The organism is Paenibacillus violae (assembly GCF_032461945.1).
Taxonomy (GTDB): Bacteria; Bacillota; Bacilli; order Paenibacillales; family NBRC-103111; genus Paenibacillus_E; species Paenibacillus_E violae.
Genome location: NZ_JAWCUD010000001.1, coordinates 651320 through 667268 on the forward strand (window position 1 = coordinate 651320; position 15949 = coordinate 667268).

Annotated in this window: 15 protein-coding genes; 13 read left to right on the forward strand and 2 right to left on the reverse strand. The window is 46.4% G+C overall.

Features of this window, described 5'->3' with window-relative positions; genetic code table 11:
* The first annotated feature begins 51 nt into the window (after nucleotides 1–51).
* The 7 genes from RQP52_RS02815 to RQP52_RS02845 all read left to right on the forward strand — a co-directional run bounded on the left by RQP52_RS02815 (nucleotide 52) and on the right by RQP52_RS02845 (nucleotide 7653).
* Complete coding sequence (locus tag RQP52_RS02815) at nucleotides 52–1020, forward strand: biotin--[acetyl-CoA-carboxylase] ligase (RefSeq protein WP_315949306.1); 969 nt, start codon at nucleotides 52–54, stop codon at nucleotides 1018–1020.
* A 257-nt stretch (nucleotides 1021–1277) separates the two neighbouring features.
* Nucleotides 1278–2132: a 3-methyl-2-oxobutanoate hydroxymethyltransferase gene (gene panB, locus RQP52_RS02820; RefSeq protein WP_315949308.1), complete on the forward strand. Its 855-nt coding sequence runs from the start codon at nucleotides 1278–1280 to the stop codon at nucleotides 2130–2132.
* 27 nt (nucleotides 2133–2159) lie between these two features.
* Entirely contained in the window at nucleotides 2160–3023 is an 864-nt protein-coding gene (gene panC / locus RQP52_RS02825) for a pantoate--beta-alanine ligase (protein ID WP_315950373.1), read from the forward strand.
* Nucleotides 3024–3028: 5 nt separating this feature from the next.
* A complete protein-coding gene (panD, locus tag RQP52_RS02830) occupies nucleotides 3029–3412 on the forward strand; it encodes an aspartate 1-decarboxylase (RefSeq protein WP_315949310.1) in 384 nt (127 codons plus the stop codon).
* 79 nt (nucleotides 3413–3491) lie between these two features.
* Nucleotides 3492–4085, forward strand: coding sequence for a tetratricopeptide repeat protein (locus RQP52_RS02835; protein ID WP_127451445.1), 594 nt, complete (start codon nucleotides 3492–3494; stop codon nucleotides 4083–4085).
* Nucleotides 4086–4174: 89 nt separating this feature from the next.
* The gene (gene dinG, locus RQP52_RS02840) at nucleotides 4175–7030 is read left to right on the forward strand and encodes an ATP-dependent DNA helicase DinG (RefSeq protein WP_315949313.1); all 2856 of its coding nucleotides are present in this window, start codon (nucleotides 4175–4177) and stop codon (nucleotides 7028–7030) included.
* A gap of 2 nt (nucleotides 7031–7032) precedes the next feature.
* Nucleotides 7033–7653, forward strand: coding sequence for a redox-sensing transcriptional repressor Rex (locus RQP52_RS02845; RefSeq protein ID WP_315949314.1), 621 nt, complete (start codon nucleotides 7033–7035; stop codon nucleotides 7651–7653).
* Between the two features lie 40 nt (nucleotides 7654–7693).
* Here the strand turns inward: RQP52_RS02845 and RQP52_RS02850 are convergent, their stop codons facing one another.
* Together RQP52_RS02850 and RQP52_RS02855 are read right to left on the reverse strand one after the other, a co-directional pair.
* Nucleotides 7694–8695, reverse strand: a complete 1002-nt coding sequence (locus RQP52_RS02850; RefSeq protein WP_315949316.1) for an inorganic phosphate transporter — start codon at nucleotides 8693–8695, stop codon at nucleotides 7694–7696.
* A gap of 62 nt (nucleotides 8696–8757) precedes the next feature.
* Nucleotides 8758–9384, reverse strand: a complete 627-nt coding sequence (locus RQP52_RS02855; protein WP_315949317.1) for a DUF47 domain-containing protein — start codon at nucleotides 9382–9384, stop codon at nucleotides 8758–8760.
* 244 nt (nucleotides 9385–9628) lie between these two features.
* Here RQP52_RS02855 and RQP52_RS02860 point away from each other — a divergent pair, with 244 nt between their 5' ends.
* The 6 genes from RQP52_RS02860 to RQP52_RS02885 all read left to right on the forward strand — a co-directional run bounded on the left by RQP52_RS02860 (nucleotide 9629) and on the right by RQP52_RS02885 (nucleotide 15904).
* Nucleotides 9629–10924 carry an amidohydrolase gene (locus RQP52_RS02860; protein WP_315949318.1) on the forward strand — a complete coding sequence of 432 codons (1296 nt, stop codon included), beginning with the start codon at nucleotides 9629–9631 and terminating at the stop codon, nucleotides 10922–10924.
* A 39-nt stretch (nucleotides 10925–10963) separates the two neighbouring features.
* Entirely contained in the window at nucleotides 10964–11458 is a 495-nt protein-coding gene (locus RQP52_RS02865) for a cell wall elongation regulator TseB-like domain-containing protein (protein WP_315949319.1), read from the forward strand.
* 114 nt (nucleotides 11459–11572) lie between these two features.
* The gene (locus RQP52_RS02870) at nucleotides 11573–12103 is read left to right on the forward strand and encodes a hypothetical protein (protein ID WP_315949320.1); all 531 of its coding nucleotides are present in this window, start codon (nucleotides 11573–11575) and stop codon (nucleotides 12101–12103) included.
* Nucleotides 12096–13604: an AAA family ATPase gene (locus tag RQP52_RS02875; protein ID WP_315949321.1), complete on the forward strand. Its 1509-nt coding sequence runs from the start codon at nucleotides 12096–12098 to the stop codon at nucleotides 13602–13604. Before RQP52_RS02870 ends, RQP52_RS02875 begins: the two co-directional genes overlap by 8 nt.
* Before the next feature lie 222 nt (nucleotides 13605–13826).
* On the forward strand, nucleotides 13827–14699 hold the full coding sequence (locus RQP52_RS02880; RefSeq protein WP_315949322.1) for a 3-hydroxyacyl-CoA dehydrogenase family protein: 873 nt from the start codon (nucleotides 13827–13829) through the stop codon (nucleotides 14697–14699).
* Complete coding sequence (locus RQP52_RS02885) at nucleotides 14696–15904, forward strand: acetate kinase (protein ID WP_315949323.1); 1209 nt, start codon at nucleotides 14696–14698, stop codon at nucleotides 15902–15904. The genes RQP52_RS02880 and RQP52_RS02885 overlap by 4 nt, the downstream gene beginning before the upstream one ends.
* The last annotated feature ends 45 nt before the right edge of the window (nucleotides 15905–15949 follow it).

Here is a 15949-nt window from a genome sequence, read left to right on the forward strand (position 1 = left end):
CGTGGTTTTTTACTTTTGTTTTTCAACTAGTCTTTAATTGGAGTGAAAAAGATGAATGAGCGGATTTTAGAACTATTTCAAGAATCCCCGGAAGCTTATGTGTCTGGTGAGGAGATTAGCCGTAGATTAAACGTGAGCCGTACGGCGATTTGGAAGCATATCGAAGAACTGCGGGCCGCTGGTTATGAGTTTGAGGCAGCTCCCCGCAAAGGATACCGGTTGGTGAGCAAGCCGGATAAATGGCAGGTGGCCGAACTGCTGCAGGGATTGAAGACCAAAGTACTCGGACAAAAAGTGCATGTGTATGGCGAAGTTGACTCCACACAGACGATTGCACACGCGCTGGTAGCTTCAGGGGCTTCTGAAGGCACGCTAGTGCTTGCCGAGGCACAAACAGCCGGGCGTGGCCGAATGGGGCGCGCATGGCATTCTCCGGCAGGCAAAGGGATCTGGATGAGTCTGGTGTTAACGCCAAAGGTGCCTGTTTACTTCATGCCTCAACTAACTTTGCTGAGCGCAGTCGCTCTCTGTCGGTCGATTCAGAAAGTATGCCGCGTGGACATTGGGATCAAATGGCCGAATGATTTGCTGATCAAAGGGAAGAAAGTCAGCGGTATTTTGCTGGAAAGCAGCGGCGAGGATGAGCGGCTGAAATATGTCATTGCCGGAATTGGGATCTCCGTGAATTTGAAAGTCGAAGACTATCCGGAGGAATTGCGTTCCATTGCAACTTCCTTGGCGATTGAATCAGGAACGGAAATCAAAAGAGAAACGTTGGTACAAGCCTTTCTTTTAGAATTCGAAGAGCTGTATGCTTTGTACTTGCAAGAAGGCTTCTCCCCAATACGATTGCTTTGGGAAGCTTTGAGTGTCACGCTCAAGCGTCCTATCCGAACACACACACCTATGGGTGTGATTGAAGGTATTGCGGACTCTTTGGATGACTCAGGCGCGTTAACGGTGATTAAAGGGGACGGAGAGAAAATCAAAGTTTATTCCGGCGATATTGAACTGCGGTAGAAAAGTTGAGGTATCAATTGGAAGCTATATTTGGTATAATTGAATAACGAGGCGGTATCCTTAAAGGAACTGCACTTGCTGCTATACAAGCGTAGTAACATGTTCAACTCAGCCAAATAATGAGTAAACAAGAGGTTGGATTCTGCTCTGAGCCTACGGGACCGAGACAGAAGAATCATTGGATTCTTTCTGCATGCGATCCTTTTAGCTCTTAGCTAAAAGGTTTTTTTATTTTATATGAGGAAGCTGGGATACAAATGGAAAAACGAAAGCCGCTAACAACAGCCAGAATGAGAAAAATGAAGCAAGACGGTGTACCGATTACGATGGTAACGGCTTACGATTACCCGTCAGCTCGCTTGTCGGAAGAAGCCGGCGTAGATGTGATCCTCGTTGGAGATTCACTGGGAAATGTTGTATTGGGGTATGACTCGACCCTGCCTGTGACGCTCGATGACATGGTTTATCATACACGTGCTGCCGTACGCGGCGCTTCGAACACGTTTATCGTAGCGGATATGCCATTCTTTACGTATCACGGAAGCTTGGACACCACACTCAAAGGTGTCGCTCGATTAATGCAAGAAGGTGGCGCGAAAGCGGTGAAGCTTGAAGGCGGAGCTGAGATCGCGGCAACAGTCAAAGCGATTACAGAGGCCGGGGTGCCTGTTATCGGCCATCTTGGCTTAACCCCGCAGTCCGTTCATCAACTCGGCGGTTTCCGCGTACAAGGCCGCAGCTCAGAGCAAGCAGAGAAGCTGCTTAGCGATGCGAAAGCCATTGAGGAAGCGGGAGCATTCGCAATTGTGCTGGAGCTGGTTACCGATGAGCTGGCCGAATGGATCACCAAGCAGTTATCGATCCCGACAATCGGCATTGGGTCCGGGGTTCACTGTGACGGGCAAGTTCTGGTCTACCATGATCTTTTACAGTATGGTTCTGACAGTGCGCCCAGAAAGTTTGTAAAAGCTTACGCGAATATCGGGGAAACTATCCGTGAGGGCATTCGTGAATATGTTAAAGAAGTGAAAGAGCGGGCGTTCCCTACACAGGAAAATACGTTCCACATGGATAATGATGTAGTTCAATATTTGTACGGCGATAAGGAGTAGTGAGCGGTCATGAAAGCGATCCAGACGATGGAAGTGATTCATTCGATTGCCGATTTGCGTTCCCGGATTCGGGAATACCGACGTAAGAATGATGGATCTGTAGGTTTTGTGCCTACAATGGGTTATTTGCACGAAGGACACGCCAGCTTGCTGCGTCAAGCGCGGTCACAGAGCGGGCTTGTGGTTTTAAGTATTTTCGTCAATCCGCTGCAATTTGGTCCTGGGGAGGATTTTGAGCGATATCCACGCAATACAGAGCGGGATCTTGAGGTGGCTGAGGCAGCCGGCGCTGATCTTGTTTTTATGCCCTCTGTAAGTGAAATGTACCCGACTCCAACACGTACGACGGTTGCGGTGTCAGGGCTTACCTCGAGGCTCTGCGGAGCTTCGAGGCCGGGACACTTCGACGGTGTTGCGACTGTGGTTAGCAAGCTGTTTCATATCGTACAGCCGGATCAAGCATTTTTTGGACTGAAGGATGCCCAGCAAGTTGCCGTCATTCAGCAGATGGTGCAGGATCTGAATTTGCCGGTCGACATCGTCCCTTGCCCAACCCTGCGCGAAAAAGATGGCCTTGCTATGAGTTCACGCAATGTGTATCTATCGGACGAAGAGCGGAAACAAGCGTTAGTCTTGTCCCAAGCTTTGGATAAAGCAAAGGAATTCGTGCAATCTCGAACTAACTTCAATGCTGCCGAGCTTGAAAGCCTGGTTAAGAGCCATATCGCAACAGCGCCATTAGCTGTTATTGATTATGCGGAAGTACTCGCATTTCCGACGTTGGAACCTTTTGAGAACAGCACTCATACCGATTCAATCATTCTTGCACTTGCCGTTAAATTCGGCAAAACACGTCTAATCGATAATGTCATTATACAATTGAGGAAGTGAAGTTTATGTTTCGCACAATGATGAAAGCTAAGATCCACCGCGCTACCGTAACAGAAGCAAATTTGAACTACATTGGAAGCATCACGATTGATGAGGATTTGCTTGATCTTGTTGACATGCTGCCCAATGAGAAAGTGCAAATCGTTAATAACAATAACGGTGCACGCCTTGAAACGTATATCATTGCAGGCCCACGCGGGACGGGAGTCGTCTGTTTGAACGGTGCCGCGGCACGTTTAGTGCAAGAAGGAGATACGGTCATTATTATGACTTACGCCATGATGACTGATGAAGAAGCCAAGAAGCATCAACCAACGGTTGCAATCATGGGAACAAATAATAAAGTAGCCCAATTGTTAAAAGCAGAGGAGCATTCCACCATCCTTTAAGATGGTCCTGTCCATGCATGAAATCGGCTCTGTTTACAAAGAATGAGGGTAAGCTTTCGAAGCAAAGGTGGGATGCCAAATGTTTAAGCATTTATTTTCCACAATGAACGAGGTTTTGGAAGAAATCCAAAAAGAATATCCGAATAGTGATGTGGAGAAGAGAGCGGAGCTTGACGAACAGTTGCAAGTGTTGAAGACAATGAGTGATGAGTTCATTGAGGCGTGGCTGCTTTTTGAGGAGAAGCTGGGAAAGTTTTATGGGGCCGTGCCGATCAGTACCCAAACCCTTCATAAAGAACTGATGGATCTCGATCTGTCCGGGAAACAAACGGATGAATTTGTCCGGGGGCAAGGATACTACAAGCTTTATATGTATGATCAAGCGATCAAAGAGTTTGAGGTCTTGATTCGTAGGCAGCCTGATTTTTTGTTGGCAAGAGTCTATTTGGCGATGGGGCATCTGCGTAAAGGGGAGTTTGGAGAGGCGTACAGGCACTTCAAATTCCTCCTGCCTCTAACGGATAATTCCAAGATGAAAGCTATTTCCTATAACGCCATGGGAGTCATACAGGTGCAGAATCAGAATATAGAAAAAGCTTTCGAGTATTTTCAAAAAGCGTACCATACGGACCCATCATGTATGGAGCCTCTCATCAATCTGGACGAGTCCTGAAACCAAAGTGGCGATCAGGTATTCCCTTTTCCTAATAAGATTTGGTATGCTAGGAGAAGTGCAGGACGAAGGGATTGAAGATACACGTCATGAAATTTGCAGTTTTGGATTTTGAAACGACAGGAAGTCAGCCTACGGATGAGATCATCCAAGTTGGACTGGTCATTATAGATCAATTTCAAATTATCGACAGGTATACTTCTCTGGTTCATCCAGGGATGGGTATACCTTCTTCCATTACGACACTTACTGGCATTACGGATGAGATGGTTGCTGACGCTCCCACGCTTGATCAAGTGATGTCGGATATGTTCCCACTTTTGTTTGATTGCGTGCTTGTGGCGCACCATGCAGCATTTGACGTTTCTTTTTTGCAAAGGGGACTGACCAAAACCGGGTACCCGCCATTTTCAGGCCGAGTACTGGATACGATGGATATGCTCCGCATATTATTCCCATCGATTTCCAGTCTTCAGTTGAGCATGGTAGCCGGTTTGTTTGGCATTGACCATGAACGGCCTCATCAGGCTGACAGTGACGCGGAGGTCACAGCTGAAATCTGGATCAGGTGTCTGGAAAGGCTGATTGGACTGCCTCTCCTTACGGTTCAACGGCTGCAGCATATTTTTGAAAATAGCTCCAGCGATTTGGGTTGGTTTTTAGACGAAATATGTTTATATAAAGAATCGATTACGAGCATTGACACGGATACGAATCGTTATTTCCGCCAATTCACACTGAATGTCACCGATTGGGGCGAAGAAGATGACATCCGCGGCGCTTCGGATGAAGATGGATTAGGCGCCTCTTTCCAACAATTTCATCAAGGCTTGAAGTTAGCGCTGCAGCAGAAGTTTGAGATTTTCGAAGAGCGGGAATCGCAAGAGCAAATGATCTACGAAGTGGAGAAATCGCTGGAGAACGATCAACATTTGATGATTGAGGCCGGAACAGGCACAGGGAAATCGCTTGGTTATTTGATACCTGCCCTTTATTATGGCATCAAATATGAGAAGAAAGTGGTTGTCTCCACGCACACGATTAACCTGCAAGAGCAGCTTAGAGAGCGGGATATTCCGCTGCTGAAAGAGATATTTCCGGTTCCTTTTAAAGCGGCTGTGCTCAAAGGTAGAAGTCACTATTTGTGCTTGCGCAAATTTGAAACGAAACTGACAACGCGTGATTACGAGAATGGCAAAGAAGATCCGGTCACAGCGGCACAAATGGTCGTTTGGCTGAGTGAAACGGAACACGGGGATGAAGAGGAAATCCACTTTGGGAATAAAGGCGCACAATTCTGGTATTCGGTTGCCAGCGATACAGACTCGTGTTTGAACCGGATGTGCCCTTGGTACAAAAAATGCTTCTATCATCGCGCGCGGAATGACGCCAACACGGCTGATGTGATCATCACGAACCATTCCCTCCTGTTTACCGATATGAAGGCGGAGAACCGCCTCCTACCGGCTTACAAGCACCTTGTAATTGATGAGGCGCATCATTTCGAAGAAGTGGCGAGTAAACATCTCGGTATCGAGCTGCATTCCTCAGCGATGTATCATTCATTGACCTGGCTTTACAAAGATAATCGGAGCGGCCACCTGCCGATGCTGCGGTTTAGACTGCAGAAATCGGATGAGCAGCAAGAAAGGGCAGCGGCATGGAGTCATACGATTGATGGTCTTTTCCCAAAAATCGTGCAAATCAAAGAGGATTGGGATCGGCTGAGCGAATCACTGTATGAGCTGCTGTCGTCCAAAAGCGATCCGTCGCAAACGGAGAATTCCACGTATGTCCTGCGCATGAAGCCGGAGACTTTGCCGGCTAATTGGCACGAGCTGATGGCAATGGAGGACAATATCTATCTGAACGCGAATGATTTGCTTCGCACGCTTGATAAATTGTTAAGCGATGTGAAGGAACATCAGGACGTCTTCGGGGTCCAAGGTTTAGTGACAGATCTTAACGGCACCGTGAAAGAGCTCTATGAGCATCGTGATGCCCTCCATTTCTTTATGAAAATGGCGGATGATGGTTATGTATATTGGATGGAAGCAGGGACGTATGCCAGGGCGAAGTCACTTCAGTTGATCTCTGTGCCGACGGACGTCAGCGGCTTGCTCCAGCAGCATTTCTTTGAGACAAAAGAAAGTATCATTATGACCTCGGCAACTTTGTCCGTGAATAAATCCTTTCAATACTCCGCTGATCAATTGGGGCTGATGATTCCGCAGGATGAAGAGAGCGGTAAGCTCAAAACGGTTCAACTGCCTTCTCCTTTTAACTATCGTGAGCAAGCTTTGGTTGTTATTCCAAGAGATTTTCCTACGATTAAGGGAGCTGGGGATCCCGTTTTCATTGCTTCGCTCATTGAATCGCTAAGTGAAGTCGCTATCGTGACCAAAGGTCGAATGCTGATCTTGTTCACATCCAATCGGATGCTCAAACAGATTTATGCCGGGATGAAAGATTATTTGAAGGCATATGGCATTACTGTGCTTGGCCAAGGGGTAGACAGCGGCAATCGTAGTAAATTAACCCGTATGTTCCAGGATAACAAGATGTGTGTGCTGCTTGGCACCAGTTCATTTTGGGAAGGAGTAGATATTCCTGGGGATGCGCTAAGCTGTTTGGCCATTATCCGGCTGCCGTTCCAACCTCCGAATCATCCGCTCGTTGAGGCCAAATGCGAAAATATTAAGAAACGGAACGAGAACCCGTTTATGAAATTTTCTGTGCCACAGGCGGTCATTCGATTTAAACAAGGCTTCGGCCGGTTAGTTAGACGCGCATCTGATAAAGGAATTGTGATCATCTACGATACGCGTGTCATCGAAACCTTTTATGGCAAGCACTTCCTCTACTCACTGCCTGGACCCAAAATTGAGCATATGACAACGGAACAAATGTTACCAAGGATTGAGCAGTGGATGGGGGAGGCGTAGAAATGAAATCACAAAAAATATCGGAAGCTGTTGTTCGCAGGCTGCCCATCTATCTACGGTTCCTGAACGAGCTTGCTATGAAAAATGTCGCAACGGTATCTTCGCAGGATTTGGGTCAAAAACTTGATCTGAATCCGGCCCAGATTCGTAAAGATTTGGCCTATTTCGGTGAGTTTGGCAAAAAAGGCATCGGATATGATATTGCTTATTTGATCGAGAAAATTAGGCAAATACTCAAGCTGGACCGACATATCCAGGTAGCTCTTGTTGGAGCGGGGAATCTGGGCCGCGCATTATGCAATTATAATACTTATCTACGGAATGATATGAAAATTGTCGCAGTTTTTGATGCGATGCCCTCTAAAACCGGGGAGACGATTAATAATTTGACGGTTCAACCGATGGGGGAAATGAAGGCTGTTCTATCGGAGCTAGGCGTGCGAATCGGGATTATAACTGTGCCAGCGAGTGAAGCTCAAAATGTGGCCAATCAATTTGTGGATTGCGGCATTGAAGCTATTCTGAATTTTGCACCGGTCATTATTAAGGTTCCCCCGGAAGTTCGCGTGCATTATGCGGATTTCACAACGGAGCTGCAAAGCTTGGCGTATTATTTAGATTAAAAAAAGAAACCGTCAGGATTCCCTGACGGTTTTTCTTTATTTAGAAGATCAGTCTGAAGATAAGGAAGTAAATGGAGTACGCGAGTGCAATGCTGATCGGGATGGTAATGACCCAAGTAATCAACATGCGACTGACGGTTCCCCACTGAACTTCATGGAAGCGCATGACACTGCCTGTCCCAATAATAGCGGAGGAAATAACATGTGTTGTGGATAATGGTTTTCCGATATGGGTGGAGAATTGAATGACGAGTGACGATGTAAGATCGGATGCGAATCCGTTAATCGGTTCGATTTTTACAATTTTCCCAGATACGGTTTTAATAATTTTCCATCCACCGATCGAAGTTCCTAACCCCATGGCCAATGCTGCTGAGATTTTTACCCAAAGCGGGACGTCCAGCGTCGTTTGAACATCGGCTGCGACTAGACCAAATACGATAATACCCATCGCTTTTTGTGCATCGTTACCGCCATGTGAGTAGGAGAGCAACCCGGCAGAAATAATTTGCAATGTCCTGAAGATACGATTGAGTTTGGATCTGGACGTATTTCCGGACCAGATGACGATGTACTTGATCAAAAGCATGATAACGTAACCTAGGGCGAAGGCAATGATCGGTGAAAGGATCAAAATGATAATGATCTGCGTAAAACCGCTCCAATTGACAGAATGCACGCCAGCTCCAGCGATAACCGCACCGGCAAGGGCTCCGAGCAGGGTGTGAGAAGAAGAGGATGGAATCGCAAGATACCATGTCAGAAGGTTCCATATAATCGCCGCGAGCAGGGCTGCGATTACGATTTCAACGCCATTGGCAATTTGAGCAGGATTAGCTATACTGCCTCCGACCGTTTTGGCCACTTTGGAGGATACCATTGCTCCAACAAAGTTAAGCGTCGCTGCCATGGCAATAGCTACCCGCGGACTGAGTGCGCGCGTAGAAATAGATGTGGCAATCGCATTGGCTGTATCGTGAAATCCATTGATGAAATCAAAAAGCAAGGCTAGTACAACAATTACGATCAAATAAGTTAACATGATTTCCTCCTAAGAGTTTTCCATTCGGAAAACTATCTTCGTACACATAGACCGGTTAAAGTTTATGAATAACGAAGTACTACGCTATCTAGGATATTGGCTACGTCTTCACAAGCGTCCGTTGTTTCTTCCAAGCGCTCGTAGATTTCTTTTAGTTTAAAGTCTTCGTATACATCTTTGCGTGTGATGAAAATTTGACGAATCCCTTCACGCATCAAGCGATCACCGTCATTCTCAAGGGAGTTAATGGCAACGGTATGTTCAGGGATTTGCATATATTTTTTCTTCGCAAGCAATTTGAATGCATCAAGCATGTGTTGGCAGGAATCCACGATGACAGCCGAGAAGTCTTTCATATATGAATCCGTATGCGAGACGTTCAAATAGTCAAAACGAGCGATTGTAGCTTCAATACCATCCGTGACATCATCCACTTTGGAGGCAAGAACCATGATGTCCTCACGATCGATCGGTGTAATGAACACTTTATTGAGTCCTTTGAAAATTTCGTGAGTGATGGAGTCTCCAGCATGTTCTAGATCGTGAATGGACTGAACGTAGTCTATAGGGGATTTGTCACCCATCATGGCTGTGCGGAACAGCTGTGCAGTTTGCAGTGCGTTTTCTGCAGCGCGGATGAGCAATTGCAAGAAATCGACTTCGTTCTTTTTTGTGAATAACGTGGTCATAAATGCCTCCTAGTATTTACTATATGTACAAGATTTTGATCGAATTTATAAGATAAACAGACCAACTTGTTGAAAAAACTCACAAAATTAAAAATATCATAATAATTGCACCGAAAGCAACGAAAATTCCGTGACATTTTACATTTTCTTAACATTGTACACTTCCTTGATTTTACAAGCCTTAAGATGTAAAGTTTATAAAGCGGTGTTTAACTTAGAATGAGCATAGAGAGGGTTTTTTAGTATGAAAAAAACATTAATTATGAACGGTCATTTTATTTCTACTATTGAAGGAAAATCATCAATCAAAGGCTGCATGGTTATAGAAGGCGATCTGATTACATATATTGGTGAACAAACTCCTGAACCCAAGGAAAACTACGATGAAATCATCGACGGTACGAATAAATTGTACATGCCAGGCTTAGTCAATACGCATGGTCATGCCGCGATGTCGCTGCTTAGAGGTTACGGTGACGATTTAGCCCTGCAAATCTGGTTGGAAGAGAAAATGTGGCCGATGGAAGCGAAATTTACCGCTCAAGATGTGAAATGGGGGACTAGTCTGTCCATTTTGGAAATGATGAAGGGCGGGACTACGACTTTTGTAGATATGTACGACCATATGAATGAAGTGGCGAAGGCTGTTGAGACTTCAGGGATGCGCGGCGTTCTTGCCCGCGGTGTGATTGGACTGTGCCCGGTTGATGTACAGACGGCTAAGCTGCAGGAAGCCACTGAGTTTGCAAAAACATGGCATGGGGCTGCAAATGGACGTATCACGACAATGATGTCTCCTCATGCGCCTTACACATGTCCTCCGGATTATATTGAAAGAATTGTTCAAGTTGCCCACGATTTGAATTTACCGATCCATACGCATATGTCGGAAACAAGCCGTGAGGTACAAGGAAATGTAGATCAATACGGACTGCGTCCTGTTGCACATCTGGAGAAGATCGGTGTATTCAGCCGACCAACGCTTGTAGCGCATGGAGTCCATTTAACGGATGAAGAAATAAATGTTCTCAGACAATATGATGTTCGCGTTTCTCACAATCCGGGAAGCAACCTGAAGCTTGCTTCCGGCGTAGCGCGTGTGCCTGAATTGCTTCGCGCCGGAGTGAAGGTTTCACTTGGTACGGACGGTGCAGCGTCAAATAACAACTTGGATATGTTTGAAGAAATGAGACTTGCCGCGCTGATTCACAAAGGCGTTTCTGGTGATCCGCTAGCTGTACCCGCTGCTGAAGCGCTGCTGCTAGGCACGAAGATGGGAGCGGAATCCATTTGGTTGGATAACGTGGGATTACTGCAGCCGGGTATGAAAGCGGACTTTATCGCGCTGGATTTGGATCAACCTCATTTCCTGCCAAAAACAGATTTCGTATCACATGTCGTTTATTCCGCTTGTGCCAAAGATGTCGTCGATGTCTGTGTGGACGGCAATTGGCTTGTCCGCAAAGGGGAATGCTTAACGATGGATGAAGAAGAAATCAAACGTGAATTTGAATTGTGTTTTGACAGATTAATTGGTTAAAAAGGTGCCGGCAATTGGTTGGGGAGGTGAGCGGCGCTGATGGGTGCAAAGCGAACTAGAATTATTACTTTTGGCGTGTTTATTATATTGACGCTTGGCGTCGTGCTCAGCCGCTTCTACTTAAATGTGCAAAAGGATCATTGGGATAACAAACGCATGGCGGTAGAAACTGCTTATGAGAAAAGCATCATGACGAAAGCGGCAAAAGTAGATTTCTTTTATGGAGATGAACCTTTTCGAATCGTCTATGGAGAAGATAAGCTCGGCCAAGGTGTCATTGTATGGGTATCGGATAAGGGTGTTCACACGGAGATGGCTTCTGAAGGCTTCACGGAAGCCCAAATTCGAGATACCGTTATGAAGAAAAATCCGGGTGTGGAGATTGATCGCGTCATGCCGGGGAAGCTTGGCCAGGAGTACGTATGGGAAGTTTTTTATAAAAAGACAGACGATAGTGGTACAAGATATTTTTATGATTATTATAAATTTAAAGATGGACTCTATCTGGATACGTACAGACTCAGCCTGCAATAGGCTGAGTTTTTTTGTTTCCACTCATTTCATAAGGTCACGGTATATATCGCATGATATACTACTTGTATGGAATCGGACGCAACATAATATATCGAGAAAGGGGGACGTTGACTGATGAAGCTACGTCTCTTACCTGTTGTACTGAGTGTAATTATTTCTGCCGGCGTATTATTCGGAGGCTGGTTCGCGTATACAAGTTTCGCAATGGAAAACCCATTATCAGATATCATTAGTAAAGTTCCCGGTGTGACAAGTTCAACGATGAAATTGGACAAAGATCGTGTTGATATAGAAGTTAGTTTACAAGCTGATGCTAATTTAAGAACGGTTGTTGAGCGGATTAACAAAGATGGTGCATCGATTATTGGCAAACGTACAGTAAATATTCAAATTAAAGATAATCCGTCCGAAAAGCTTGATCAATGGTGGTCCAAGGCTTTATTTGAAGTCGCTCAAGCTATGGAAACCAAACATTATGCAGACATCCCTACGACCTTACAAAAGTATGCGTCTGACATGCCTAGTATGAAAGTTGAAAGTGAAATGGACCAAACTTATGTTTATATTCGATTGACAGATGGCGATGCCACTAAATTCATAATGCTTCCTAGATCCACGCAGATGGGAGTGTGGCCGAATGAGTAAAATTTATAAAGAGATTGGGATTGGCGCTATTCCGGTATTGCTAGTTTTCTTAATTTTCTTAGGGGTCAACATTATCCCTATTTTATTTGTCGGCGTATTGGGCGTTTCATTGTTTTATATGATTAGAGGCCGCGGCGGCATTGGTATTTCCGGTGGCGGTGGCGGCGATCGTAAAAGCAAGACTCGGACTCCGGCGTTTCTCACCTTTGACGAGATTGGCGGACAAGACCGGGCGAAGAAAGAATTAACAGAAGCTCTTGATTTTTTGATTAAACACGAAGAAATTAAGAAGTTGGGCATTCGTCCTCTCAAAGGGATTCTGTTGACAGGTCCTCCAGGGACCGGTAAAACACTGATGGCGAAAGCAGCAGCTCATTATACGAATTCCGTTTATTTAGCAGCTTCAGGCAGTGAGTTTGTGGAGATGTACGTCGGTGTAGGTGCAAGCCGTGTGCGTGATCTCTTTAAGGAAGCAAGAAGCCGCGCCGTGAAGGAAGGCAAGGATAACGCGATTATTTTTATCGATGAGATCGATGTTATCGGCGGTAAGCGTGACGGGGGTCAACAGCGGGAGTATGACCAAACGCTGAACCAACTGTTAACCGAAATGGACGGTATTCATACGAATGACGCTCCGCGTATTTTGATTATGGCGGCAACGAACCGGAAAGAAATGCTCGACAGCGCGCTGCTTCGTCCAGGGCGTTTTGACCGTCATATTGAGGTTGAATTACCGGATAAAAAAGGCCGTCTTTCTATTTTGAATATTCATGTGAAAAATAAGCCGTTGGCTGCTGGAGTTTCATTAGATACGATTGCCGAACAAACGTTTGGATTCTCGGGTGCTCAGCTAGAAGGCGTTCTAAACGAAGGGGCTATTTATGCCATGCGTGAGGATAAGAAGGAAATTGAGCAGCACCATTTGGCATCCGCGATTGATAAAGTCATGATGGGTGAGCGGACCGATAAGGAAACCGCGCAGGATGAGAAAGAACGTGTGGCTTACCATGAGCTAGGACACGCTATTATCGCTGAGCTCGTTCGTCCTGGCTCGGTATCGCAAGTAACTGTCAGCCCGCGCGGGAAAGCGCTCGGTTATGTGCGTCAAAATCCACCTAAGGACCATTATTTATACACGAAGGATTATATCGAGCAGCAAATCATGATCGCTTTAGGCGGAGCCGCGGCGGAAGAAATCTTCTATGGCGGTCGCAGCACGGGCTCGCGGAATGACTTTGAGCAAGCTCTTTCTATGGTGCGCAACATGATGGACTCCGGCTTAACGTCACTAGGTATCATTGACCGTGAGATGGTCACCAAGGATCAACTGATGAAAGAGAACACAGCCATTCTTGATGCGTTAATGATCCGTACCAAGTCGCTGCTGGAGCAGCAGAGAAATGTATTTGATCATTCCTTCGCTATTTTAATGGGGGAAGAAGTCATCTCAGGAGATACGTTCCGTAAATTATTCGATGCTTCAGTTATACAAAGTGCATAGAAGGATTGAGGTTGTCACGAAAAGCAGCGAGAAATAAGCTGCTTGCGGGGCAGCCTTTTTTCTATGGGTAAATGTGTCAAAGCTCGTAAAGGTTCCGCAAGGTTTTGTGACGAGTAATGAAATTTGGAAGCAAAAATTGTATGATATGAGTGGGTTCCTTAGGTTGTATTGCCCTACAGTTGTGAATGATAAGTATGAGCCCTAAAGAAGGAGAAATATGGCATGGTGTTTAAAACGATTGGTGTAGTTGGCGGTGGCACAATGGGGCAAGGCATTTCTGAAATGCTTGCAGCCAGCGGCTTGGAAGTATTGCTTGTTGAGAAAACAGTAGAGAAGCTGGATCGCGCGCTCGAGCAAATCCAGGTTAGTTTAGATAAACAAATTGAACGCTGGGCTTTGACGGAAGCGGAGAAGAAGCTCATTTTAACTAAAATAAAGAAAGCGGATTCCCTGCAGGATATGGCGGCATGTGACATGGTCATAGAAACCATTACGGAGGATTTGAATGCCAAGAAGCATGTTTTCTTCCAATTGAATCAAATCTGCGATCCTTCTATTATTTTAGCAACGAATACATCCACACTTAGTGTAACCGAAATTGCTGCAATCACAACCCATCCGCAGAGGGTCATTGGCCTGCATTTCTTGCATCCGGTGGCGAAAGTCAATCTCGTAGAGATCATCCGGGCGATGAAAACGTCCGACGAAACCTTTGAACAAACGAGACGTTTTGTAGATGAGTTCATTCATAAAAAAGGTATTAAAGTCAATGAATCACCTGGCTTTATTACGTCGAGATTGATCTGTACGCTCATCAATGAGGCACTGCACACACTATCCGAAGGTGTAGCAACGGCGGAAGATATCGATACCGCGATGAGGATCGGATATGATTTCAAATACGGCCCATTAGAAATGTGCGATCGATTCGGCTTGGATGCCGTGCATGATGCGCTTGAAGGGATGTTCCGCGATTATGGGGACATCAAATATCGGCCATCGTTCTTATTGAAGAAAATGGTTCGTGCTGGCCATTTAGGCGTCAAAACGGGAGAGGGATTTTTCGTTTATGACAAGGATGGTGACAGACTATGAATATTCTCGTCATTAATGCAGGCAGCTCTTCGCTCAAATACCAGCTGTTTCATATGGAAGATGATACGGTTCTGGCCAAAGGCCGTGTGGAGCGGATTGGAATGGATACTGCTATCCTGCTGCATGAACCGAAGGATAAACCGGAAGTTCACGAGGTCAGTGAAATTTTGGAGCATACCACTGCGATCCGCAAGGTGCTGGCGCTGCTCGTCCATCCTGAGCACGGCGTGGTCGCGTCAACCGCAGAGATTCACGCCGTCGGCCACCGCGTCGTTCACGGCGGTGAAAGCTTCAAGAGCTCCGTCCTCGTGGACCACGAGGTGAAGCAGGAGATCAAGCGGCTCTTTGATTTGGCGCCGCTGCACAATCCGGCGCATATGCTCGGCATATCCGCCGTAGAGGCGAACATGCCGGATGTGCCTCAGGCCGTGGTGTTCGACACGGCCTTCCATCAGACCATGCCGGCGCAGGCCTACCTGTACCCGGTACCGATGGTGCTGTACCGGAAGCACAAAGTGCGCCGATACGGGTTTCACGGCACTTCGCACAACTATGTCAGCGAACGCGCCGCAGCCTTTCTTGGCCGCCCGCTGGAGCAGCTGAAGCTCATTACCTGTCACATCGGTAATGGAGCTTCCTGCGCCGCCATAGAGGGCGGCAGGTCCGTGGACACGAGCATGGGGATGACCCCGCTCGAAGGATTGATGATGGGCACGCGCAGCGGCGATCTGGATCCTGCGATCGTGCCCTATGCGATGGGCAAGGAGGATCTGACGCTGGGCGAGATCTCGTCCATGTTGAACAAGCACAGCGGACTGCAGGCGATCTCAGGGTTATCCAGCGATATGCGGGAGATCACGGAAGCGATGGAGGCTGGAGACAAAAACGCCAAGCTGGCTTTTGAAATGTATGAGTACCGCCTGCGCAAGTACATCGGGGCTTATGCCGCGGCCATGAATGGCGTTGATGCCATTGTATTTACAGCAGGTGTCGGCGAAAATTCAGAAGTGCTTCGCAAGCGAGTTTGCGAGCATCTAACCTATCTCGGCGTGGAATTCGATGATGCCGCTAACCGCACAGGAAGAGGATTGGAACGGCGTATTTCTACGGTAAATGCCAAAGTGCAAGTGCTGGTCATACCAACGAATGAAGAATGGGTTATCGCCAGAGACACCTATCAGTTAGTTCAATCAACCACACACTGAATCTTTGCTTGAAATAGTGTACAATAGAAAAGCGCCGAAATTAGC

Bases quoted from the DNA above. Each gene is read 5' to 3' on its own strand.
- RQP52_RS02815 (WP_315949306.1), top strand. From the start codon at position 52: ATGAATGAGCGGATTTTAGAACTATTTCAAGAATCCCCGGAAGCTTAT.
- panB (WP_315949308.1), top strand. From the start codon at position 1,278: ATGGAAAAACGAAAGCCGCTAACAACAGCCAGAATGAGAAAAATGAAG.
- panC (WP_315950373.1), top strand. From the start codon at position 2,160: ATGGAAGTGATTCATTCGATTGCCGATTTGCGTTCCCGGATTCGGGAA.
- panD (WP_315949310.1), top strand. From the start codon at position 3,029: ATGTTTCGCACAATGATGAAAGCTAAGATCCACCGCGCTACCGTAACA.
- RQP52_RS02835 (WP_127451445.1), top strand. From the start codon at position 3,492: ATGTTTAAGCATTTATTTTCCACAATGAACGAGGTTTTGGAAGAAATC.
- dinG (WP_315949313.1), top strand. From the start codon at position 4,175: ATGAAATTTGCAGTTTTGGATTTTGAAACGACAGGAAGTCAGCCTACG.
- RQP52_RS02845 (WP_315949314.1), top strand. From the start codon at position 7,033: ATGAAATCACAAAAAATATCGGAAGCTGTTGTTCGCAGGCTGCCCATC.
- RQP52_RS02850 (WP_315949316.1), bottom strand. From the start codon at position 8,695: ATGTTAACTTATTTGATCGTAATTGTTGTACTAGCCTTGCTTTTTGAT.
- RQP52_RS02855 (WP_315949317.1), bottom strand. From the start codon at position 9,384: ATGACCACGTTATTCACAAAAAAGAACGAAGTCGATTTCTTGCAATTG.
- RQP52_RS02860 (WP_315949318.1), top strand. From the start codon at position 9,629: ATGAAAAAAACATTAATTATGAACGGTCATTTTATTTCTACTATTGAA.
- RQP52_RS02865 (WP_315949319.1), top strand. From the start codon at position 10,964: ATGGGTGCAAAGCGAACTAGAATTATTACTTTTGGCGTGTTTATTATA.
- RQP52_RS02870 (WP_315949320.1), top strand. From the start codon at position 11,573: ATGAAGCTACGTCTCTTACCTGTTGTACTGAGTGTAATTATTTCTGCC.
- RQP52_RS02875 (WP_315949321.1), top strand. From the start codon at position 12,096: ATGAGTAAAATTTATAAAGAGATTGGGATTGGCGCTATTCCGGTATTG.
- RQP52_RS02880 (WP_315949322.1), top strand. From the start codon at position 13,827: ATGGTGTTTAAAACGATTGGTGTAGTTGGCGGTGGCACAATGGGGCAA.
- RQP52_RS02885 (WP_315949323.1), top strand. From the start codon at position 14,696: ATGAATATTCTCGTCATTAATGCAGGCAGCTCTTCGCTCAAATACCAG.